Here is a 22,038-nt window from a genome sequence, read left to right on the forward strand (position 1 = left end):
GCGATTTGGTGAGCGCGATGGGATTCGAACCCATGACCTACTGATTAAAAGTCAGTTGCTCTACCGGCTGAGCTACGCGCTCCCGCGGGCTCAAAAGCCGCCCTCGAAATTGCGCGGAACATAGGGAGAGTGCTTCGACCGGTCAACCGGAAAAAGAGGGTTCGTAAACACGGTGGCTTCGCCTCGTCGCGGCACTCTGTCGTCGCATCAGCGGAGAGAGCAACTAAGGAGCTCAGTCGTTTGCCCGCAGCGGCATCCTGTCCCGGGAACAATTGCATACGCCACTCGTTTTTCCAGCACGGGGACGTCCGCTAACCCTCGAGGAGAAGAGCAATGAACAGAATCACAGTGGGTATGCTGGCAGCCACGCTCTCGGCCACATTCGTTGCGGCGGAGGCGGCGCCCGTCAACGCCCAACCGAACTATGTGCCGCAATCCCAGGTCGCGGTGCCGGATGTGCAGACAGTCCAGTACCAGGAGTGGCGCAAGAACCGCTACAATCGCAGTTTTTCGCGTGACCGCAATTTTTCCCGCGATCGCGGCGCGTATTGGAACGGCCATCGCGGCTATCGCGAATATCGCCCGGGCTACCGTCGTCACGGCGATTATTGGTTCCCGCTCGCGGCCTTCGCTACCGGCGCGCTGATCACCGGCGCCATCACCAATAACGAACGCAATCGCGTCTATGAGGGCAATTCGCATGTGCAGTGGTGCTACGACCACTATCGCAGCTACCGCGCTTCGGACAACACGTTCCAGCCGAATTACGGCCCTCGCAAGGAGTGCCGTTCGCCCTATTGATTGAGTGAGAGGAAGTAGTGATAGTGCTGCATCGAAGACCCGTGCCAGAAGTGGCGCGGGTCTTTCTTTTAGGTCAGCCCGCCCAACTGATGCTCTTGATGATGTAATAACGCGCATCGCCTTCGGCGCTCGGTGATCGATATGCTCCAAGGGCGTCGCAAATTCGAACCGCTACTGCGCTCAGCTCCCACCCAAGCACTTCCAGGTCATCATCCACATCCGTAACGTAAGTCTGGGTCAGTTCGTCGATGCTGTTCGTCTCGCCGAAGGATCGAACCCGCTTTGCGTCGATCATGACATTGTCGGGCCAATTTGAATTTGCCCAAGCCCAAAGCCAACTCTGTGACTTAGCGCTCGTGGAACCGGCAATCTGGACCTCTGCGGTCACTTTGACATCCCCGTCTTTGGCAAACAAAAGCCTTCTGGTCGCTACGTCATAGTCATAGCGCGACCAACTGCCGAGGCGGAATTCCTTTTGCAACCGGTCATTCTTGGCATTCAGCTGTTCGATAGCCTCGTCGCGCCACGCAGGATACCAGTCTGGCTTCATCCCCTCGCCCCATCACTCATCACCTGATAGCCGCTTATTACACGCTCAGCGTCCTTCGCACAGCATCGCGCCAACCAGCGAGCTTGGCTGCGCGCACGGAGCCATCCATCTCCGGCTGGAATCGTCGCTCCAGCGCCCAGCTTCTCGCGAACTTCTTGGCATCCGGCCACACGCCGGCCTTCGAGCCGGCAAGCCATGCGGCACCCAGCGCCGTCGTCTCCAGAATGGTCGGGCGGTCGACCGGTGCATCGAGGATGTCGGCGAGGCGCTGCATGGTCCAGTCGGACGCTACCATCCCGCCGTCGACCCGAAGCACGGTCTTGGCTGAGGCGCCCTTCCAGTCCTTGCGCATGGCGTCGAGCAGGTCGAGCGTCTGGTAGGCGACGGCTTCCAGGGCGGCGCGGGCAAACTCCGCCGGACCGGAATTGCGGGTCAGGCCGAAAATGGCGCCGCGTGCTTCGGCATCCCAATGCGGCGCGCCCAGCCCGACGAAGGCGGGCACCAGATAGACATTTTGCGTCGCATCAGCCTCGGCCGCCAATTTGCCGCTCTGCTCGGCCTTGCCGATCACCTTGATGCCGTCGCGCAGCCACTGCACCGCGGCCCCTGCAATGAAGATAGAACCTTCCAGCGCGTAGGTCGTCTTGCCGTTCAGCCGGTAGGCGATGGTGGTCAAAAGCCGGTTTTTCGAGCGCACCAGGTCGCTGCCGGTGTTGAGCAGCGCAAAACAGCCGGTGCCATAGGTGGATTTCATCATCCCCGGCTCGAAACAGGCCTGGCCGATGGTCGCGGCGTGCTGGTCGCCGGCGACACCGAGGATTTTTATCTCGGCGCCAAAGAGGTTTTTTTCCGTGATTCCAAAATCATCGGCACAGTCTTTTACCTCGGGAAGCATTTTTGCCGGAATGTTGAGAATGGCCAGCAGCTCGTCGTCCCAGGCATTCTCAGCGATGTTGTAGACCAGCGTGCGCGAGGCGTTGGTTGCGTCGGTGGCGTGAACCTTGCCGCCGGTCAACCGCCAGATCAGGAAGCTGTCGATGGTGCCCGCCAGCAATTCGCCTTTCTCTGCGCGCCGCCTGGCGCCCTTCACTTTGTCGAGCATCCAGGCGATCTTGGTGCCGGAAAAATAGGGATCGAGCAGCAGGCCGGTCTTGCGGGTGAATTTCTTCTCCAGCCCCTGCTTTTTCAGTTTCTGGCACAGCGGCGCGGTGCGGCGGTCCTGCCAGACGATCGCATTATGGATCGGCTTGCCGGTTGCTCTGTCCCAGATGACGACGGTTTCGCGCTGGTTGGTGATGCCGAGCGCGGCCACCTCGGAAGCATTTCGGCCGGCCTTCTTCAGTGCCGCCTTCACGGTAGACACAACACTCGCCCAGATATCCTCGGGATCGTGCTCGACCCAGCCGGAGGCCGGATAATGCTGGGTGAATTCCTTCTGCCCGCTGCCGGCGACCTTCATCTGACCGTCGAACAGGATCGCCCGTGTCGAAGTCGTTCCCTGGTCGATTGCCAGCACAAAACCGCTCATTGCAGCGCCCTCCGTCTCGATACAAAGAGGGGAGACGGCAACGAGCCGCCTCCCCAATTTCACACGGGCGCGAACGCCCGCATAGACAATGCTACTTCTGCCAGCTTTTCACCAGTTCGTCGTAGTTGATGGTGATCGGCTTTTCCTTCTCGTTCTCGATCTTCAGCTGAGGAGCGAGATTGCCTTTCTTGACCGCGTCGGCGTTCCAGTAGGCGAGGTCATGCTCTTCGGCCATCTTCGGGCCGATATCGCCCTGGACGCCCGACTTCTCGATACGGCTCATCACCTTTTCCTGCTCACCGCAGAGCGAGTCCATCGCTTCCTGCGCCGTCTTGGCGCCCGACGAAGCATCGCCGATCGCCTGCCACCAGAGCTGTGCCAGCTTCGGATAGTCAGGCACGTTGGTGCCGGTCGGCGACCACTGGACGCGCGCCGGCGAGCGGTAGAACTCGATCAGGCCGCCGAGCTTCGGAGCGCGCTCGGTGAAGCTCTTGTCGTGGATCGTGCTCTCGCGGATGAAGGTCAAGCCGACATGGCTCTTCTTCACGTCGACGGTCTTCGAGGTGACGAACTGCGCGTAAAGCCAGGCGGCCTTGGCGCGGTCGGTCGGCGTCGACTTCATCAGCGTCCAGGAACCCACGTCCTGATAGCCGAGCTTCATGCCGTCCTTCCAGTAGACGCCATGCGGCGACGGTGCCATGCGCCATTTCGGCGTGCCGTCGTCGTTCAGCACCGCCTTTGCGCCGGCATCGACCATCGAGGCGGTGAAGGCGGTGTACCAGAAGATCTGCTGCGCGACCGCGCCCTGCGCCGGAACCGGGCCGGATTCGGAGAAGGTCATGCCCTGGGCTTCCGCCGGAGCGTAGGCCTTCAGCCAGTCGAGGTACTTCTGGATCGAATAGACGGCAGCCGGACCATTGGTATCGCCGCCGCGCGCCGTGCAGGAGCCGACCGGTCGCGAATTCTCGTCGACCTTGATGCCCCATTCGTCGACAGGCAGACCGTTCGGGAGGCCTTTATCGCCGTTGCCGGCCATGGACAACCAGGCGTCAGTGAACCGCCAGCCGAGCGACGGATCCTTCTTGCCGTAGTCCATGTGGCCATAGACCTTCTTGCCGTCGATCTCGCGGCCGGTGAAGAACTCGGCGATGTCCTCATAGGCAGACCAGTTGACGGGAACGCCGAGGTCGTAGCCGTACTTGGCCTTGAAGTCGGCCTTGTTCTTCTCGTCGTTGAACCAGTCGTACCGGAACCAGTAGAGGTTCGCGAACTGCTGGTCGGGAAGCTGGTAGAGCTTCTTGTCGGGCGCGGTCGTGAACGAGGTGCCGATGAAGTCCTTCAGGTCGAGGTTCGGATTGGTGACATCCTTGCCATCACCCGCCATCCAGTCGGTCAAATTGCGCACCTGCTGGTAGCGCCAGTGGGTGCCGATCAGGTCGGAATCGTTGACCCAGCCGTCATAAAGGTTCTGGCCGGTCTGCATCTGGGTCTGGATCTTCTCGACGACGTCGCCTTCCTGGATGACGTCATGCGTGATCTTGATGCCGGTGATGGCGGTAAAGGCCGGCGCCAGCACTTGCGATTCATACTGGTGCGTGGCGATGGTTTCCGAAACGACCTTGATGTCCATGCCGGCGAAAGGTTTCGCGGCGTCGATGAACCACTGCATTTCGGCTTCCTGGCCGGCGCGGTCGAGCGTCGAAAGCGGACCGATTTCCTTGTCCAGGAAGGCTTTCGCCTCGTCCATACCGGCATAGGCGTTGCCAACCCCGAGCAATAGGACAAGCGCAGTCGTTGATGTTAAAAATTGCCGTCGCATTGTGTTTCCTCCACTGTTTTAAGGTTTCAAGTGCGATCTGGAGCGGCCGCCAGCACGCGGTCGCTCCAACAGTTTCCCCCTCTATACGTAGCGGAACACGCCGACGGCGTAGACCACGGAGAGAGCGAGAGCCCACCACAGGTTGGGTCCGACAAGACCCAGCCAAGCGAGATGGATAAAGGCGCTGCCAAGCAGCGACAGGAAAAGACGGTCGCCGCGCGTCGTCTCGAAACGCAGCACGCCGACGCGCGGATTGCCGCCCGGCCAGGCATATTCCCACGCCGCCATACCGCACAGCAGCAGAAAGATGGTCCCGAAAAAGGCCGCCGTCGGCCAGGTCCATGCCATCCAGGTGAGGTCGAAATTCATCAGTGCTTCTCCATCACCGTACGCTTCACAAAGTCACCGCTTTCGGCAGAGTAAGCGACAAAATTCATCAAGCCGGAGAGATGCATAAATGCGTGCCATGCGATGGCATCGCTGTTTGAGCCTTTAACCTCTGCCCGCAAGTCGTTGAGATCGTCGTAGACGTCTCCCATGACGAGGTTCGGGGGGCTGAGGTTGAATGCGTCAGCGAAATAGACCTTCCAGTACTGACTTTGCTTGACGTCGATATGGTCGACGCCTTGAGCTTCGAGACGATCAAACAAGCTGCTCGCGAAATCGCGCAGTTCGGAGATTTTGATAACCGCCATCACACCCTCCCCAGGGCGAAGCCCTTGGCGATGTAGTTGCGCACAAACCAGATCACCAGCGCGCCGGGGATCAGCGTCAGCACACCGGCAGCGGCGAGCAGGCCCCAGTCCATGCCGGCGGCCGAGACCGTGCGGGTCATGGTGGCGGCGATCGGCTTGGCATCGGTGGTTGTCAGCGTGCGGGCGATCAGCAATTCCACCCACGAGAACATGAAGCAGAAGAAGCAGGCGACGCCAATGCCGCTCGCGATCAGCGGCATGAAGATCCTGACGAAGAAGCGCGGGAACGAATAGCCGTCGATATAGGCCGTCTCGTCGATTTCCTTCGGCACACCCGACATGAAGCCTTCGAGGATCCACACCGCCAGCGGCACGTTGAACAGGCAGTGCGCCAGCGCGACGGCGATGTGGGTGTCGATCAGGCCGAAGGCCGAATAGAGCTGGAAGAAGGGCAACGCGAACACCGCCGGTGGCGCCATGCGATTGGTCAACAGCCAGAAAAACAGGTGCTTGTCGCCGAGGAAGCGATAACGCGAGAAGGCATAGGCCGCCGGCAGCGCCGCTGCCACCGAGATCACCATGTTCATCACCACATAGGTGATCGAGTTGATGTAGCCCGAGTACCAGGATGCATCGGTGAAGATGGTGACGTAATTGGCGATCGTCGGTGCATGCGGATAGAGCGTCAGCGAGGAGACGATCTCGGCATTGGTCTTGAAGCTCATGTTGATGAGCCAGTAGATCGGCAGCAACAGCACGATAATGTAGACCGTCGGCACGATCCACCACCAGCGCGATTCCTCACCGCGACGGCGCATCAGCCGCGCGATCTGGTCCTGCGACATAGCACTGGCGAGCCCTTCCGAAGCCGTCGTTTCGCTCACTCTTTCCTGCCTCGTCGTTCTTTCGTTGGCGCCGCTCATCTCAGCGCTCCGCGTCGTAGTTGGTCATCACGGTGTAGAAGACCCATGACAGCAGAAGGACGATGAGGAAGTAGACCAGCGACATGGCCGCGGCCGGACCGAGGTCGAACTGGCCGAGCGCCGTCTTGACCAGGTCGATCGACAGGAATGTCGTCGAGTTACCCGGTCCGCCGCCCGTCACCACGAAAGGCTCGGTGTAGATCATGAAGCTGTCCATGAAGCGCAACAGCACGGCGATCAGCAGCACCCGGTTCATCTTCGGCAGCTGGATGTAGCGGAACACCGCCCAGCGCGAGGCACCGTCGATCTTGGCCGCCTGATAGAAGGCATCCGGAATGGAGACCAGGCCGGCATAGCAGAGCAGCACGACGAGGCTGGTCCAGTGCCAGACGTCCATGATGATGACGGTGACCCAGGCGTCGAACGAATCCTGCACGTAGTTGTAGTCGATGCCGAGCGCATTGACGTAATAGCCGAGCAGGCCGATATCGTTGCGCCCGAAAACCTGCCAGATAGTGCCGACGACGTTCCACGGGATCAGCAGCGGCAGCGCCATCAGCACCAGGCAGACCGGTACGCCCCAGCCCTTCTTGGGCATGTTGAGGGCTATGAAGATGCCGAGCGGCACTTCGATGGCAAGGATGATAAAGGAGAAGATGAGATTGCGGACCATCGCCTCCCAGAAGCGGCTGGAAGAGAGCAGTTCCTCGAACCACTCGGTGCCGGCCCAGAAGAAGACGTTGTTTCCGAACGTGTCCTGCACCGAATAGTTGACGACGGTCATCAGCGGGATCACCGCCGAGAATGCCACCAGCACCAGCACCGGCAGCACCAGGAACCAGGCCTTGTTGTTCCAGGTCTTTTCCATCTATGCCCCCATCTCGACGCGCGCCATCTCAACCAGCCAGGAATCGGCATAGATGTTGATGCCGGCCGGGTCGAACCGCATCTTTGGTTCAGCGGGTACGGTTTCGTCTTCACCGATCACGGCAGCGATGTCACGGCCTTCGAGCTTGGCGCGCACCACCTTGTGGCGGCCGAGATCCTCTATCTTGCTGACCTGCACGGCCATGCCGTCCCGGCCGAGCCGGACATATTCGGGACGAATGCCAAGCTCGATGGCGCCGCTGGCTGCCTTGGGTGCGCCTGGCAGTTCGATCCGCTGGGCCCCAAGCATCGCAGTCTTGCCGTCGATCGCCACCGGCATGACGTTCATGCCCGGCGAGCCGATGAAATAACCGACAAATGTATGGCGCGGTCGCTCGAACAGTTCCGCCGGGGTGCCGATCTGGACGATGCCGCCATCATACATGACCACGACCTGGTCGGCGAAGGTCAGCGCCTCGGTCTGGTCGTGCGTGACGTAGACCATGGTGTAGCCGAAGCGGCGGTGCAGCTGCTTCAGCTGCGAGCGCAGCACCCACTTCATATGCGGATCGATGACGGTCAGCGGCTCGTCGAACAGGATGGCGTTGACATCCGAGCGCACCAGTCCGCGGCCGAGCGAGATCTTCTGCTTCTGGTCGGCGGTCAGCCCCCTCGCCTTCTTCTTCGCCCACGACGCCAGGTCGATCATTTCCAGCGTCTCGCGCACCTTGCGGTCGACATCGGCTTCCGGCACGCCGCGATTGCGCAGCGGGAAGGCCAGATTGTCGTAGACGGTCATCGTGTCGTAGATGACCGGGAACTGGAACACCTGCGCGATGTTGCGCTCTTGCGTCGACAGACTGGTCACATCCTTGCCGTCAAACAGCAACCGGCCATGTGAGGGATGAAGGAGACCCGAAATGATGTTGAGCAGCGAGGTTTTGCCGCAACCGGAGGGCCCGAGCAGCGCATAGGCGCCGCCATCCTCGAAGACGTGATGCACTTCCTTGAGAGCAAAATCGGCATCTGTCCGCGGGTTCGGCAGGTAGGAGTGACGGATGTGATTGACGTCGATGCGCGCCATATCGCTCTCCTATGCCGCCAGCTTCGGTGCGCTTACGGCGCGGCCTTGCCCGTCGAAGACCATGATGTGACGCGGGTCGATAAACACGTCGATCGCGGCGTCAGTCTCGAAATCGAGGATACCGTGGGTCAGCATGACCCAGCGCGCATCGGCGAAGTCGAGATGAATGAAGCTCTCCGACCCGGTGATCTCGGTGATGGTGACCTTCGCACGCACCGGCACGGCCAACGCATTGGGCCGTTCGAGCGAAAGATGGTGCGGCTGGAAGCCGACCGTATAGTTCGCATCGGCAATGCCGACGAGTTCGGCCGGCACCGGCAGCTTGACGCCGCCTTCGAGCAAAAAGTCCGGACCCTTCTTGGCCAGCACGATGGTGTTGAGCGGCGGGTCGGCGAAAGTCCTGGCCGTCACCAGGTCGACCGGCTTGCGGAACACGTCGATTGTCGGGCCGAACTGGGTGATGCGTCCTTCGGAAAGTGTCGCCGTATTGCCGCCGAGCAGCAGCGCTTCGTGCGGCTCGGTCGTGGCATAGACGAAGATGGTGCCGGTGGCGGCAAAAATCCTCGGCAGTTCGGCGCGCAGCTCTTCGCGCAATTTGTAGTCGAGATTGGCAAGCGGCTCGTCAAGCAGAACCAGGCTGGCATTCTTGACGATGGCGCGCGCCAGTGCCGTGCGCTGCTGCTGCCCGCCGGACAGGCTGAGCGGCGTGCGGTCGAGGTAAGGTGTCAGCTTCAAAAGGGCGGCGGCTTCACGCACCTGGCTGTCGATCTTGGCCTGATCGACGCCGGCCACCCTGAGCGGCGAGGCGATATTCTCATAGACGGTCATCGCCGGATAGTTGATGAACTGCTGGTAGACCATGGCGATCTTGCGCTTCTGCACCGGCACACCGGTGACATCCTGGCCGTCGAACCAGATCGAACCGGAGGTCGGCACATCGAGGCCGGCCATCAGCCGCATCAGGCTGGTCTTGCCGGAGAGCGTGGGCCCGAGCAGGACGTTGAGCGAGCCATGCTTGAGCGTCAGCGACACGTCGCGGATATGCTCGACCGCACCAACCTTCTTGGTGACGTTCCTCAGTTCCAGCATGACGCCTCCTCCCAGGCCTTCCGCATCAGCTCAAACTCCTCTTCATTCGGCAGCCGCGACATGTCGCCGGCTTATGCCGCGCATGAATTCATCGAGCGCGGCCACCTGTTCGCGGCTGAGGTGCAAACCGCGCTTGGTCCGGCGCCACAATACATCTTCTGATGTGACCGCCCATTCGTTTTGAACGAGGTAGCGCACCTCGGCCTCAAAAAGATCGGCGCCGAAGTTACGGCCGAGATCAGCATTCGATTTGGCCAGCCCCAACAGCATCCTTGCGCGGGTGCCGTAGAGCCTGGTCAGCCGGCGGGCCAGGCGCGCGTCGAGGAACGGATAGGCGGTTTTTAGTTTCGCCACTTCGGCATCGAAACCAGTGGCCGGGAAATCGCCGCCCGGCAGTGGCGCGTTGGCCGTCCACGGCTTGCCGCGCTTGCCAAGAAAACCCTCGATCTTTTCCAGCATCGATTCCGACAGCCGGCGATAGGTGGTGATCTTGCCGCCGAAGGCGTTGACGATGGGGGCAGCGCCCTCGCCGCCATCGGCTTTGAGCACATAGTCGCGCGTCGCTTCCTGCGCCTTGGAGGCGCCGTCATCATAGAGCGGACGAACGGCCGAATAGGTCCAGACGATGTCCGAGCGCTTGACCGGTTGCGCGAAATATTCGCTTGCCGCGGCACAGAGGTAGTCGATCTCGGTGTCGGTTATCTTCACGTCATGCGGATCGCCGGGATAGTCCTGGTCGGTGGTGCCGATCAGTGTGAACTCTTCCTCATAGGGAATGGCGAAGATGATGCGGCCATCCCGGTTCTGGAAGAAATAGGCTCGCGGATCGTCGAACTTCTTGGCGATGACGATATGGCTGCCCTGCACGAGGCGGACATTGTGCACATCGTTGAGGCCGACGACGCCGGAAAGCACATGATCGACCCAGGGCCCGGCGGCGTTGACCAGCAGGCGCGCCTTGATCTCCTCGGTCTCGCCGCTCTGCAGGTCCTCGATCCGGATCGTCCACAAACCGTTTTCGCGGCGCGCACCTACCACTTTGGTGCGGGTGCGGACCGTTGCGCCGCGGTCGGCGGCATCACGCGCATTCAGTGCCACCAGCCGTGCATCGTTGACCCAGCCATCCGAATATTCGAAGGCCTTTTTAAACAATGGTTTCAGAGGCTTGCCGGCCGGATCCCTGGCCATGTCCAGCGTCCTCGTCGCCGGCAGCAATTTGCGCCCGCCAATGTGGTCGTAGAGGAAGAGACCGAGTCTGATCAGCCAGGCTGGGCGCAGGCCCTTGGCGTAGGGCAGCACGAAGCGCATCGGCCAGATGATGTGCGGCGCATTCTTCCACAGAACCTCGCGCTCCATTAGTGCCTCGCGCACCAGGCGGAATTCGTAGAATTCGAGGTAGCGCAGGCCGCCATGGATCAATTTGGTCGAGCCCGAGGAGGTCCCGCTGGCCAAGTCGTTCATCTCGGCGAGGAAGACGGAAAAGCCGCGCCCAACGGCATCGCGGGCGATACCGCACCCATTGATGCCGCCACCAATGACGAAAATGTCACGGATCGGAGATGCGTCCACAAATTCCTCCAACGATTTCGCATTGCACCATTTTTGGCCTTTTACGAAACCGTGTCGGAATTATTTCGAAATGATAACGAATGTCAAACGAAATATCACAAGCCTGTGAGAAGACTGCGAATGGAGCGTCGAAATCGCTTAACCGAGCGATGTTTCGATCAGTTGAACCTCGGCTTCCTGGCAGATTTTGCGCACTGACGGGATGTCGCAACGGTCGGTGATAAAGGTGTCGACCTGCGACAGGTGGCCGATGCGCACCGGGGCGGTTCGCTCGAATTTGGTCTGGTCGGAAACCAGGATGACATGCCTTGCGTTGGCGATGATCGCTTGCGCCACTTTGACCTCGCGGAAATCGAAGTCGAGCAAGGCGCCGTCATGATCGATGGCGGAGGCGCCGATCACCGCATAGTCGACCTTGAACTGCCTGATGAAGTCGACCGCCGCTTCGCCGACCACACCGCCGTCGGAACCGCGCACGACACCACCGGCGATCACCACCTCGATCGACGGATATATCCGCATCCTATTGGCAACATTGATGTTATTGGTGATGACCATGAGACCGCTGTGATCGAGCAGCGCCTTGCTGACGGACTCAGTCGTGGTGCCGATGTTGATGAACAGCGAGGCGTTGTCGGGGATCAGCCTGGCCGCCGCCCGGCCGATCGCCTCCTTCTCGTCGGCGGCGATCTTGCGCCTGGCCTCATATTCCATGTTCTCGATGCCGGACGGGAACAGCGCGCCGCCATGGATGCGCGAAAGCAGCCGCTGGTCGCACAAATCGTTGAGATCCTTGCGTATGGTCTGCGGCGTCACATTGAAATGTGTGGCCAGATCCTCGACCAGCACGCGGCCATGATCCTTGGCCATCTGGATGATTTCGGCATGGCGTGGCGACAGATACATAGGGCGACCTCCCGTTTTCGTTTTTCTTGTCTATAGTCGAAAACGAAACCGATGAAAAGGCATAAGCCGGCTAATGAAATGCATATGATTGCCAAGGCAAACGCCAGCGCAATCCCGGCTGGACCTGATCAGATCACACCGCGCGCGATTTCCGTGACGACGGTGAAAGCCATATCGACATCGGCGGCGGTCGCTTCGAACTGGCCTACCTGGAAACGGATGGCTGTCCTGCCATCCACCCGCGTCTGCGTCAGGTAGATGCGGCCATCGTCGTTGATCGCATTGACTAGCCGCAGATTGTGCTCGTTCGCCTCCGCGTCGGCTACTGCCTTGTGCCGGAACGAGAACAGCGACAGCATCGGCTCGCTGACGATCTCGAAATCCGGCTCCCTTGCCAGCCGAGCGGCAAGCCCTTCGCTCCATGCAACATGATTGCGGATCATCGTGCGCAGGTTTTCCAGCCCATGCGCACGCAGCAGGAACCACAATTTCAACGCGCGGAAGCGCCGGCCAAGCGGCACCGACCATTCGGAATAGTTGATGATGCCGTCATGACCGTGCGTCTTCAGATAATCCGGCTTGATTGCCAGCGTCCTCACATGGCTTTCCGGGTCGCGCAGGAACTGGATCGAGCAGTCGAACTGGGCTCCGAGCCATTTGTGCGGATTGAAAACGACCGAATCGGCACCTTCAACGCCCGTCCAGAAATGTCGATACTCTGGACAGATCATCGCAGATCCGGCCCAGGCGGCATCGACGTGGAGATAAAGGCCATACCGCCGCGCCACCTCGGCAACCGCCGCAATGTCGTCGGTGCCGCCCGTGCTGGTGCCGCCGACGCAAGCGATGATGCCGGCCGGCAGCATGCCCGCCTCCCGGTCGGCGATGATTGCCACCTCGAGCGCTGCCGTATCCATGGCGCGAAAGCGGCCACCGACAGGAATGCGCACGAGATTGTCCTCGCCGATGCCGGACACCCAGATCGCCCGGTCGATCGAAGTGTGCACCTGATCGGAGGAATAGATGCGCAGCCGCGCCTGCGCGGCCAGGCCTTGTTTGTTACCTTGCCAGTCGAGAGCCCGTTCGCGCATGGTCAGCACTGCGGCCAGTGTCGCCGACGAGGCCGAATCCTGGATCACCCCGGCGAACCCTTCCGGCAGGCCGAGCGCCTGGCGCATCCAGTCGACGGTGCGCGTTTCGAGTTCGGTCGCCGCCGGCGACGTCTGCCAAAGCATGCATTGCGCGGCCATCGCCGAAACCAGATATTCCGCCACCACCGAGACCGGCGCCGCATTGGCCGGGAAGTAAGCGAAGAAACGCGGATGCTGCCAATGCGTCATGGCAGGCAGAATCTTCTCTTCGAAGTCGGCGAAGATCCGGTCCATCGGTTCGGCGTCTTCGGGTGGAGACGCCTCTATGCTTCTAAAGATGTCGCCGGGCTCGACCAGCGGCCGCACCGGCCGCTCGCGCAGCGTGTTGCGGTAGTCGGCACCCCAGTCGGCGGCGCGCAGCGACCATTGCCGGAACTCATCGTTGTTCATCCTATCCTCCCGACATGATCCCTCGCCGCCATCCGTTGCGGCTGGCCTCTTTATTATTTAACGCGTGAAATAAATGCAACAACCGGCGAATGCGGCACGCCTCAGCCAGGGAAATCAGGCAGGCTGGCAAAAGCCGTCTTCAGCGCATTCGACCAGCCGTCCGAGATCGTGCGGTAATACTGGTCGTCCTGGCCGATCCGCTTTTTCAATCCGACCTTGAAAGCGTCCTTCTCCAGGAAGAGCAAGTCGAGCGGCAAGCCGACGGACAGGTTCGACTTCAACGTCGAATCGAACGACACCAGCAGCAGCTTCACCGTCTCGGCGAGGCTCATCGACTTTTCATAGGCGCGGATGATGATGGGCTTGCCGTATTTGGTCTCGCCGATCTGGAAAAACGGCGTGTCATCGGTCGATTCGATGAAATTGCCTTCGGGATAGATCATGAACAGGCGCGGTTCGCTGCCCTTGATCTGGCCGCCGAGGATGAAGGAAGCATTGAAGTAGGAATCCGCCTTCTCGCCGGCTGGTGACGAACTGGCGATGACTTCCTTGACCGTGTCGCCGACCAGCCGCACCGTCTGATACATTGACGGCGTCTCCAGCAGCGTGGCGTGACGATCGGCAACTGCCTTGGTGCGTTCATCAAGCAGGCTGACCACGGCCTGCGTCGTCGCCAGGTTGCCGGCCGACATCAAAACGATGACGCGCTCGCCCGGCTGTTCCCAGACATGCATCTTGCGGAAGGTGGAAATCGAATCCATGCCGGCATTGGTGCGCGTGTCCGACATGAACACGAGCCCGCGATCGATCTTCAGGCCGACGCAATAAGTCATGGAATCTCCTCTAGAGCAATTCCAGGAAAAATGTGAGGCGATTTTCTGCCCGGAATTGCTCCAAACAAAACAATGGAGCGGTTCATCGTTTTCGTGAAACGACGAACCGCTCCACCAGCAATCTTGCGAAGGATTACTGCTCCACCGTGACGGTGACCGCAAGCTGTTCTTCCGCCTGTCCCAGCCGAATTCCCGACACCGGCGTGGCGTCGCGATAGTCGCGGCCCGTAGCCACCTTTACATAGCGCTCGTCAGGCGAAATGCCATTGGCGGCGTCGAAGGCAACCCAGCCGAGGCCCGAAACATGCGCCTCGGCCCAGGCATGACTTGCGGCCTGCTCGACCGTCGCATCCAGCATCAGATAGCCGCTGACGTAACGGGCCGGAAAGCCCATGGCGCGGGCGGCGGCGGCAAAGACATGGGTGTGATCCTGGCAGACACCGGCTTTCAGCGCCAAGGCTTCCTCGGCCGGCGTCGTCGCATTGGTGGCGCCCGGCGTGTAGGCGACACGCTCGCCGATCACGGCCATCAGCCGGTGCAGCCTTTCGATGTCGGTGCCCTTGCCAACCGACGCGGCGAGTTCGCGAACACCGCTGCCGATCGTCGTCAACGGCGTTTCATGACTGTACAGCCAAAGCGGCGTAAAACCCTGGTGTGGTCCGGAAACACCAGCGGTGTCGCGCGTCACCACTTCGCCTGATGCTTCCACCGTGATGAAGTCGCGCTCGCCCTCGACGCTCAACAGCCTTGTGTCGTTGCCGAAATGGTCGACAAAGCGAACCTCTTCGCGCGCGCCTTCGATGGTCAGAGCCCAGGACAGAACGGTCTGCGTCGATCCGCTGACCGGAAGCAGCCGCAGCCGCTGCAACAGATAGTGCACCGGTGCATCGTAGCGGTATTCGGTTCGGTGGGTGATCTTCAGCCGCATGCGCTATGTCCCGCTTGTGAGCATCATCTTGTCCCACTCTTCGGAGCCATGCTCAATTGAACCGGTAGTCCTGCGCGATCTCGTCGCCGAGCTTGGTGTTGTCGCGAATGAAATTGGCCAGGAATTCATGTAGGCCGGCATCGAAAATGTCCTTGATCGACCCGGCTCTCAGCATCGTCTGCGTTTTCTCCGCCGTTGCGTGGCAGGCATGGCGTTCGCCGTAATCGTCGCCGAGGAACTTCAGATGCTCCGACAGGAAGCGATAGCAGAAGGTCAGCGAGCGCGGCATGCGGACATTGAGGATCAGATAGTCGGCGATGTTGGTCGGCTTGTAGTCGGCGTCATAGACCCAGCGATAGGAGCGATGCGCCGACACCGAACGCAGGATCGATTCCCACTGGTAGTTGTCGAGCGTCGAGCCGACCCAGGAGATCGACGGCAGAAGTACGTAGTATTTCACATCGAGGATGCGCGCCGTGTTGTCGGCGCGCTCGACATAGGTGCCGAGTTGGGAGAAATCGAAAATCTCGTTGCGCAGCATGGTGCCGTAGAACGAGCCGCGGATCAGCGCCGTCTCGCGCTTGATCGCGTCGAGCACGCTGGGCAGGTCGCGCTCGTCGATCGGCCTGGCCAGCATTCGCTTCAGCGACATCCAGGCCTCGTTGATGCTCTCCCATGTCTCGCGCGTCAGCGCGGTGCGCACCATGCGAGCATTGTTGCGGGCCGTCTCGATCGACGCCATCGTGCTCGACGGATTCGACGTGTCGCGCAACAGGAAGTCGGCGACATTGGCGGCGGTATAGTCAGAGTATTTCTGGCTGAAGGTGACGTCGGAGCCGGCACTGAGCAGCACTGAACTCCACTCTTCCGAGGCGTTCTGCGTGCGGGTCAGCGCCATGCGCAGACCCGCATCGACCAGCCGCGCCATATTCTCCGCTCGCTCGATATAGCGGTTCATCCAGTAAAGCCCGTTGGCGGTGCGGCCGAGAAGCATGTCAACGTGCCTCGATTTTGAGCGAGTAGCGAATAGCGAGTAGCGAATAGCGGAAAAATAGCTTCATAATTTTTGTTGCAGGCTCCTGATCATAGAACGTAGCATTTTCCCGATCTCATCGGCTTTGCTAAGCAAGCGCACCACCTCTGCTTCGACCATCAACCCTACTTTTGCGGACACGATCAGGTGCGTTTCCAACTCTTTGAGAGATCCCTGGGCCATGCGAAGAAATTGAATGAATGATCCCGTACTTTCTCGCCCATGCCCTTCAGCGATGTTCGCGGCAATTGATACGGACGACCGCCGCATCTGAGAGGTCATTCCGTAGACTTCGCTGTTTGGAAAGGCCTTTGTTACCGAATAGCAATCCACGGCCAACTCGACGGCCGCCTTCCAAATAATCAAGTCCCTGTAAGAGTTAATCGTCGTTTTGCTGCCCTTCCCCTATCTATTCGCTACTCGCTACTCGCTATTCGCTTCAATCATCCAGCACCCACGTATCCTTCGTCCCGCCGCCTTGCGAGGAATTCACGACCAGCGACCCCTCCTTGAGCGCGACGCGGGTCAGCCCACCGGGCACGATCTGGATGCGGTCGGAGACCAGCACATAGGGCCTGAGATCGACATGACGCGGCGCCAGCCCCTTGTCGGTCAGGATCGGGCAAGTCGACAGCGCCAGTGTCGGCTGGGCGATGTAGTTCGACGGCTTTGTCGCAAGCTTCTTGGAAAAATCCTCGCATTCCTTCTTGGTCGCCGCCGGCCCGACCAGCATGCCGTAGCCGCCGGAACCGTGGACCTCCTTGATCACCAGCTCGTCGATGTGTTCGAGCACATATTTCAGGCTGTCCGGCTCCGAGCAGCGCCAGGTCGGAATGTTGCCGAGGATCGCCTTGCGACCGGTGTAGAATTCGATGATCTCGGGCATGTAGGAATAGATCGCCTTGTCGTCGGCGATGCCGGTGCCCGGCGCATTGGCGATGGTGATGTTGCCGGCACGGTAGACATCCATGATGCCGGGTATGCCAAGTGCGGAGTCAGGACGGAAGGTCAGCGGGTCGAGGAAAGAATCGTCGACGCGGCGGTACAGCACGTCGATCTGCTTGTAGCCTTCGGTCGTGCGCATCGCGACATGGCCCTCGACGACCCGCAGATCCTGGCCTTCGACCAGTTGCACGCCCATCTGGTCGGCAAGGAAAGCGTGTTCGAAATAGGCGGAGTTGAAGCTGCCGGGCGTCAACACGGCAATGGTCGGCGCGCCCTTGGTGCTTTGCGGCCGCACCACCGCCAGCGACTGGCGCAGGAGCTGCGGGTAGTTCTCCACCGGCCGCACCTTGATCTTCTGGAACAGCTCGGGGAACAGCTGCATCATCGTCTCGCGGTTCTCCAGCATGTAGGAGACGCCCGACGGCGTGCGCGCATTGTCCTCCAGCACGTAGAATTCGTCCTCGCTGATACGGACGATATCGACGCCGATGATGTGGGTGTAGACGCCGGCCGGCGGCCTGACCCCGATCATCTCGGGCAGAAACGCCTCGTTCTTGGCGATCAACTCCCTGGGAATGCGCCCGGCGCGCAGGATTTCCTGGCGGTGGTAGATATCGTCGAGGAAGGCGTTCAGCGCCTGCACGCGCTGCTCGATGCCTTGCGTGAGGCGCCGCCATTCATTGCCTGAAATGATGCGGGGTACGATGTCGAACGGGATCAGCCGCTCGGAGGCTTCCTGCTCGCCATAGACGGCGAAGGTGATGCCGGTCTTGCGGAAGACGCGTTCGGCGTCCTGCATCTTTTCGGTAAGCCTGGCCGGATCCTGCTCCTTCAGCCAGCGATCATAAGCCGAATACGGTCTTCTCAATCCGGAGACTTCCGGAAGCATTTCATCGAACGCTGCCAATCGCATACTCCCCTGTGACGCCATTTCACTGGCGTCGCCGGAGAAAATCAAGCGCAATCGGTCATTTGGGAGATGCGGACGACCAGTATGTTGCGGCTGCCTAAAATTGAGGCAGCTGAAATATGCCGGTAGTCAGGCTTTGCCTCGTGTCCGGGCAAGTGCGTTTCGTGGCTAGAATGCGCGGAACGTGACGACGGTGAATGTGTCCTTGATGCCGGGGAGAATCTGCACCTTTTCGTTGACGAAGTGGCCGACATCTTCCTCGTCGTCGACATAGAACTTGGCAAGCAGATCGTAGTTGCCGGCGGTGGAGTAGATTTCCGAGGCGATCTCGGCATCGGCAAGCGCGCTGGCAACCTCATAGGATTTGCCCAGCTCGCATTTGATCTGCACGAAAAACGCCTTCATGGCTTCGTCCCGCTAAACGTCCAAGTCCAAGCGGCCCTTCTGGCAGACTGGAGGCGGGCTTTCAAGCGCTGGAATGAATGCTCAGCCGGCTCGGGCCCGGGCTATGGCCTCTCGCAGGTCGGCCACCGGCATGCCGCGCTTGAACCGAGCGAGATGAATATTCACCATCGCTGAAACCACGATGCGCTGCCAAGCGTATGTTATGATGCGTCTTCGGACAGCGCTGTTTTTGAGGGAAGATATTTCGCGGGACAACGGAGACAGGCCATGCGCCGCGCCTTTTTCGCATTCGCAGTCGTTCCATTCATCCTCGTGTCGTCGGCGTTTGCTGGCGACGCCGAAATCAAGGCTGGGCAGTCTGTCATCGACGGCCAGCTGAAGGCCCTTATCGCCAATGACGGCGCCACCGCCTACAGCTTCGCCGCCCCGAATGTGAAACGGATCTTCCCGACCGTGGATGCCTTCATGAACATGGTGACCAACGGCTACCCGCCGGTGCGCAAGCCGCAGACCTATTCCTTCGGAAAGGTCGAGGAGACGGGTCCGGGTTCGATCGTCCAGCAGGTGCTGATCGTCGGTCCCGACGGCAAGGACTACGAAGCTGTCTACACGTTGCAGCAACAGCCCGACGGTACGTTCCAGATCACCGGCTGCAGCCTGCGTGCATCGAATTCGCTGAGCACTTGAAGCCTCACCGCAACGGAATATCGCCCCTCGCCCAACCCTCGGTGATTTCCGCGCCGCGTGTCCCGAACGTGCCGGCCTCGATGGCAGCACGAATGTCCTGCATAAGGCTCTGATAATACGAGAGATTGTTCCAGGTCAGAAGCATGGCCCCAAGCCCCTCCTGCGAGCGCACGAGATGGTGGAGATAGGCGCGCGAGTAGTCCCGGGCGGCCGGGCAATCGCTTTCTTCGTCCAAAGGGCGCGGATCGTCGGCATGGCGAGCGTTGCGCAGATTGACCTTGCCGCGCCTGGTGTAGGCAAGGCCATGCCGGCCGGCTCGCGTCGGCATCACGCAGTCGAACATGTCGATACCGCGCGCCACCGATTTCAGGATATCGTCAGGCGTGCCGACGCCCATGAGATAGCGCGGCTTGTTGTCAGGCAGTTCCGGACAGGTGATGTCGAGCATCTCGAGCATCACCGCTTGCGGCTCGCCGACGGCCAGACCGCCAACGGCGTAGCCCTTCAACCCCATCGCGCTCAGCGCCTGCGCCGACCGCACCCTGAGTGCCGCGTTATCGCCGCCTTGCACGATGCCGAACATCGCCTTGCCCGGCTGGTCGCCGAACGCCGTCTTACAGCGATCGGCCCAACGCAGCGAGAGCTCCATGGCGCGCTCGATATCGTTCATCTCGGCCGGCAGCGCCGTGCATTCGTCGAGCTGCATCTGGATGTCGGAATCGAGTAGTCCCTGAATCTCGATCGAACGCTCCGGCGACATCTCGTAGGCGGCGCCGTCGATATGCGAGCGGAAGGTGACGCCCTTTTCGGTCAGTTTTCTCAGCTTCGACAGCGACATCACCTGGAAACCGCCGCTGTCGGTCAGGATCGGATGGGGCCAGCGGGCGAATTCATGCAAGCCGCCGAGCCGCGCCACGCGCTCGGCGCCGGGCCGCAGCATCAGATGATAGGTGTTGCCAAGGATGATGTCGGCACCGACACCGCGTACCTGGTCCATATACATCGCCTTGACGGTGCCGCCGGTGCCGACCGGCATGAAGGCCGGCGTGCGGATTTCACCGCGCGGCATATCGATCACGCCGCGCCGCGCCTTGCCGTCGGTTGCCAGAACCTTGAAGCTGAACGGCTTAGCCATTGAATTCCTTGTCATGGACCGGGGCCTCCGGCGCCTGCTTGTCGAGCGACTGCCGGTAGCGAATGCAGCCACGCATGAATTTTGGCCAAGGTGGCACGGCGATCGTCGGTTCGGTCTTCTCCGGCAAGAGATCCCACAGATCGGGGTGATGCCAGCACAGATCGTGGCCTGTGGCATCGCGATGCGCACGAATGCCGGCGCGAAGCTTTTTCACCTCCGCGATCAGGGCATCGCGGTCCAGGCTCTTGAGATCATCATCCATCGCTCGTCTCCGCTCGATAAAGCAGGCTTGCGTCGCCATAGGAATAGAATCTGTAGCGGTTCTCGATCGCATGCGCATAGGCCGCACGCATCGTGTCGAGGCCACTGAAGGCTGAAACCAGCATGAACAGCGTCGAGCGCGGCAGATGGAAATTGGTCATCAGTATGTCGGCGATACGAAAGCGATAGCCGGGCGTGATGAAGATGTCGGTCGGGCCGGACCAGGCGGCCAGAGTGCCGTCCTCGTGCGCCGCGCTCTCCAGCAGGCGCAGCGAGGTCGTGCCGACGGCAACGATCCGCCCGCCCCTTGCTCTTGCGGCATTCAGGGCCTCCGCAGTGGCCTCGCTGACCGAGCCGGTTTCGGCGTGCATCTTGTGGTCGGCGGTGTCGTCCGCCTTCACCGGGAGGAACGTGCCGGCGCCGACATGCAAGGTGACGAAGCGGCGTTCGATGCCCTTGGCGTCAAGCGTTGCAAAAAGCTCCGGCGTGAAATGCAGGCCCGCGGTCGGTGCCGCGACGGCGCCCTCCTCCCGGGCATAGATGGTCTGGTAGTCGGCCCGGTCGCGCTCGTCGTCGTCGCGCTTGGAGGCGATATAGGGCGGCAGCGGAATGTGGCCGACCGCGTGCAGAGCCTCGTCGAGGAAGGGTCCCGACAGGTCGAAGCCAAGCAGCGCCTCGCCGCCCTCGCCTTTCTCGATCACCGTGGCATCAAGCTGGCCGAGGAAACAGGAATTGCCGTCATGGCCGAAATGGATGCGGTCGCCGATGGCGATACGCTTGCCCGGCCGCATGAAGGCCAGCCAACGGTCCGGCGTCATGCGCATATGCAGCGTGGCCTCGACCTTTGCCTGTGCCTCGCCGCGCCGCCTGATGCCTTTGAGCTGCGCCGGAATGACCTTGGTGTCGTTGAAAACCAGCACGTCGCCGGCCCTGAGCAAGGATGGCAGGTCACCAACCGTGCGGTCGTCGAGCCCTTCGCCCGGTTTGATCACCAGCATTTTGGCGCTGTCGCGCGGCTCCGCCGGGCGAAGCGCGATGCGCTCCTCCGGCAAATCGAAGTCAAAGAGATCGACGCGCATCAGTAGAGCCGGACGAGCAGCGCTCCGGCCAGCAGCAGCACCGCGCCGGCGATGCGGCCGAGCGAGATTTCACGCACCGCGACGCCGAGGAAGCCGACGCGATCGATGAGCATGCCCGCCAGCAACTGGCCGGCGACCAGAAACGCCATTAACGCGGCAGCGCCGATGCGCGGTGTCAGGATCGTCGACAGCGTGACATAGAAGCCGCCGAGCATGCCGCCGGCCACGAACAGCCAAGGCGCCGGCGCCTTCCAGTCGAGCGAGATGCCTTGCAGCTTCACAACCGCGACGGAGATGATGCCGAGCACGATTGCGCCCGACAGGAACGAAAACGCCGCCGCCGCGACCGGGAGACCCAGGTCGCGCGCCAGCTGCGAGTTGATCGGTGCCTGAATGGCAATGAAGGCGCCGGACAGGATGCCGAGAAGCGACCAGACGACGCCCATCATT

Annotated in this window: 24 protein-coding genes and 1 tRNA gene; 2 read left to right on the forward strand and 23 right to left on the reverse strand. The window is 61.0% G+C overall.

Annotated features, from left to right (window positions below):
- Nucleotides 1-6: 6 nt before the first annotated feature.
- Nucleotides 7-82: transfer RNA gene (locus NKI38_RS21335), tRNA-Lys, on the reverse strand.
- A 251-nt stretch (nucleotides 83-333) separates the two neighbouring features.
- Here NKI38_RS21335 and NKI38_RS21340 point away from each other — a divergent pair.
- Nucleotides 334-801, forward strand: coding sequence for a BA14K family protein (locus NKI38_RS21340; protein ID WP_352660270.1), 468 nt, complete (start codon nucleotides 334-336; stop codon nucleotides 799-801).
- A 73-nt stretch (nucleotides 802-874) separates the two neighbouring features.
- Here the strand turns inward: NKI38_RS21340 and NKI38_RS21345 are convergent, their stop codons facing one another.
- From NKI38_RS21345 to NKI38_RS21430, 18 genes are all read right to left on the reverse strand, one after another.
- Nucleotides 875-1,351: a DUF6882 domain-containing protein gene (locus tag NKI38_RS21345; RefSeq protein ID WP_352660272.1), complete on the reverse strand. Its 477-nt coding sequence runs from the start codon at nucleotides 1,349-1,351 to the stop codon at nucleotides 875-877.
- Nucleotides 1,352-1,388: 37 nt separating this feature from the next.
- Nucleotides 1,389-2,879, reverse strand: coding sequence for a glycerol kinase GlpK (gene glpK / locus NKI38_RS21350; RefSeq protein WP_352660274.1), 1,491 nt, complete (start codon nucleotides 2,877-2,879; stop codon nucleotides 1,389-1,391).
- Nucleotides 2,880-2,970: 91 nt separating this feature from the next.
- Nucleotides 2,971-4,698, reverse strand: a complete 1,728-nt coding sequence (locus tag NKI38_RS21355; protein ID WP_352627831.1) for an ABC transporter substrate-binding protein — start codon at nucleotides 4,696-4,698, stop codon at nucleotides 2,971-2,973.
- An 81-nt stretch (nucleotides 4,699-4,779) separates the two neighbouring features.
- Nucleotides 4,780-5,067, reverse strand: coding sequence for a DUF2160 domain-containing protein (locus NKI38_RS21360; RefSeq protein WP_352660277.1), 288 nt, complete (start codon nucleotides 5,065-5,067; stop codon nucleotides 4,780-4,782).
- The gene (locus NKI38_RS21365) at nucleotides 5,067-5,393 is read right to left on the reverse strand and encodes a hypothetical protein (protein WP_352660280.1); all 327 of its coding nucleotides are present in this window, start codon (nucleotides 5,391-5,393) and stop codon (nucleotides 5,067-5,069) included. The genes NKI38_RS21360 and NKI38_RS21365 overlap by 1 nt, the downstream gene beginning before the upstream one ends.
- Complete coding sequence (locus NKI38_RS21370) at nucleotides 5,393-6,316, reverse strand: carbohydrate ABC transporter permease (RefSeq protein ID WP_352660283.1); 924 nt, start codon at nucleotides 6,314-6,316, stop codon at nucleotides 5,393-5,395. The genes NKI38_RS21365 and NKI38_RS21370 overlap by 1 nt, the downstream gene beginning before the upstream one ends.
- 1 nt (nucleotide 6,317) lies before the next feature.
- On the reverse strand, nucleotides 6,318-7,184 hold the full coding sequence (locus NKI38_RS21375) for a carbohydrate ABC transporter permease (RefSeq protein ID WP_023759298.1): 867 nt from the start codon (nucleotides 7,182-7,184) through the stop codon (nucleotides 6,318-6,320).
- Complete coding sequence (locus NKI38_RS21380) at nucleotides 7,185-8,267, reverse strand: ABC transporter ATP-binding protein (RefSeq protein WP_352660286.1); 1,083 nt, start codon at nucleotides 8,265-8,267, stop codon at nucleotides 7,185-7,187.
- A 9-nt stretch (nucleotides 8,268-8,276) separates the two neighbouring features.
- Nucleotides 8,277-9,356: an ABC transporter ATP-binding protein gene (locus NKI38_RS21385; protein ID WP_352660289.1), complete on the reverse strand. Its 1,080-nt coding sequence runs from the start codon at nucleotides 9,354-9,356 to the stop codon at nucleotides 8,277-8,279.
- 42 nt (nucleotides 9,357-9,398) lie between these two features.
- Nucleotides 9,399-10,925, reverse strand: a complete 1,527-nt coding sequence (gene glpD / locus NKI38_RS21390; protein ID WP_352660292.1) for a glycerol-3-phosphate dehydrogenase — start codon at nucleotides 10,923-10,925, stop codon at nucleotides 9,399-9,401.
- A 138-nt stretch (nucleotides 10,926-11,063) separates the two neighbouring features.
- Nucleotides 11,064-11,831 (reverse strand): DeoR/GlpR family DNA-binding transcription regulator, encoded by a 768-nt coding sequence (locus tag NKI38_RS21395; RefSeq protein ID WP_352660295.1) that lies wholly within the window; start codon nucleotides 11,829-11,831, stop codon nucleotides 11,064-11,066.
- Between the two features lie 128 nt (nucleotides 11,832-11,959).
- Complete coding sequence (locus NKI38_RS21400; protein WP_352660297.1) at nucleotides 11,960-13,372, reverse strand: pyridoxal phosphate-dependent decarboxylase family protein; 1,413 nt, start codon at nucleotides 13,370-13,372, stop codon at nucleotides 11,960-11,962.
- Nucleotides 13,373-13,473: 101 nt separating this feature from the next.
- A complete protein-coding gene (locus tag NKI38_RS21405) occupies nucleotides 13,474-14,205 on the reverse strand; it encodes a proteasome-type protease (RefSeq protein WP_352660300.1) in 732 nt (243 codons plus the stop codon).
- 133 nt (nucleotides 14,206-14,338) lie between these two features.
- Nucleotides 14,339-15,133, reverse strand: coding sequence for a transglutaminase family protein (locus tag NKI38_RS21410; protein WP_352660303.1), 795 nt, complete (start codon nucleotides 15,131-15,133; stop codon nucleotides 14,339-14,341).
- Nucleotides 15,134-15,185: 52 nt separating this feature from the next.
- The gene (locus tag NKI38_RS21415; protein ID WP_352660306.1) at nucleotides 15,186-16,127 is read right to left on the reverse strand and encodes an alpha-E domain-containing protein; all 942 of its coding nucleotides are present in this window, start codon (nucleotides 16,125-16,127) and stop codon (nucleotides 15,186-15,188) included.
- A 63-nt stretch (nucleotides 16,128-16,190) separates the two neighbouring features.
- A complete protein-coding gene (locus NKI38_RS21420; protein WP_352660351.1) occupies nucleotides 16,191-16,550 on the reverse strand; it encodes a four helix bundle protein in 360 nt (119 codons plus the stop codon).
- A 55-nt stretch (nucleotides 16,551-16,605) separates the two neighbouring features.
- Nucleotides 16,606-18,018: a circularly permuted type 2 ATP-grasp protein gene (locus NKI38_RS21425; RefSeq protein ID WP_352660309.1), complete on the reverse strand. Its 1,413-nt coding sequence runs from the start codon at nucleotides 18,016-18,018 to the stop codon at nucleotides 16,606-16,608.
- A 171-nt stretch (nucleotides 18,019-18,189) separates the two neighbouring features.
- Complete coding sequence (locus tag NKI38_RS21430) at nucleotides 18,190-18,426, reverse strand: Lrp/AsnC family transcriptional regulator (protein ID WP_010909609.1); 237 nt, start codon at nucleotides 18,424-18,426, stop codon at nucleotides 18,190-18,192.
- A gap of 267 nt (nucleotides 18,427-18,693) precedes the next feature.
- Here NKI38_RS21430 and NKI38_RS21435 point away from each other — a divergent pair, with 267 nt between their 5' ends.
- Complete coding sequence (locus tag NKI38_RS21435) at nucleotides 18,694-19,113, forward strand: DUF4864 domain-containing protein (RefSeq protein WP_352660313.1); 420 nt, start codon at nucleotides 18,694-18,696, stop codon at nucleotides 19,111-19,113.
- A gap of 4 nt (nucleotides 19,114-19,117) precedes the next feature.
- Here NKI38_RS21435 and tgt read toward each other — a convergent pair whose 3' ends face one another.
- The 4 genes from tgt to NKI38_RS21455 are packed head-to-tail and all read right to left on the reverse strand — an operon-like array spanning nucleotide 19,118 to nucleotide 22,037.
- Nucleotides 19,118-20,248, reverse strand: coding sequence for a tRNA guanosine(34) transglycosylase Tgt (tgt, locus tag NKI38_RS21440; RefSeq protein WP_352660354.1), 1,131 nt, complete (start codon nucleotides 20,246-20,248; stop codon nucleotides 19,118-19,120).
- Nucleotides 20,241-20,510 (reverse strand): hypothetical protein, encoded by a 270-nt coding sequence (locus NKI38_RS21445; protein ID WP_352660316.1) that lies wholly within the window; start codon nucleotides 20,508-20,510, stop codon nucleotides 20,241-20,243. Before NKI38_RS21445 ends, tgt begins: the two co-directional genes overlap by 8 nt.
- Nucleotides 20,503-21,588: a tRNA preQ1(34) S-adenosylmethionine ribosyltransferase-isomerase QueA gene (queA, locus tag NKI38_RS21450; protein ID WP_352660319.1), complete on the reverse strand. Its 1,086-nt coding sequence runs from the start codon at nucleotides 21,586-21,588 to the stop codon at nucleotides 20,503-20,505. Before queA ends, NKI38_RS21445 begins: the two co-directional genes overlap by 8 nt.
- Nucleotides 21,588-22,037 carry a DMT family transporter gene (locus tag NKI38_RS21455; protein WP_352660321.1) on the reverse strand — a complete coding sequence of 150 codons (450 nt, stop codon included), beginning with the start codon at nucleotides 22,035-22,037 and terminating at the stop codon, nucleotides 21,588-21,590. The genes queA and NKI38_RS21455 overlap by 1 nt, the downstream gene beginning before the upstream one ends.
- Between the last annotated feature and the right edge of the window lies 1 nt (nucleotide 22,038).

The sequence above is a fragment of the Mesorhizobium sp. M0621 genome (assembly GCF_040320745.1).
GTDB lineage: Bacteria > Pseudomonadota > Alphaproteobacteria > Rhizobiales > Rhizobiaceae > Mesorhizobium.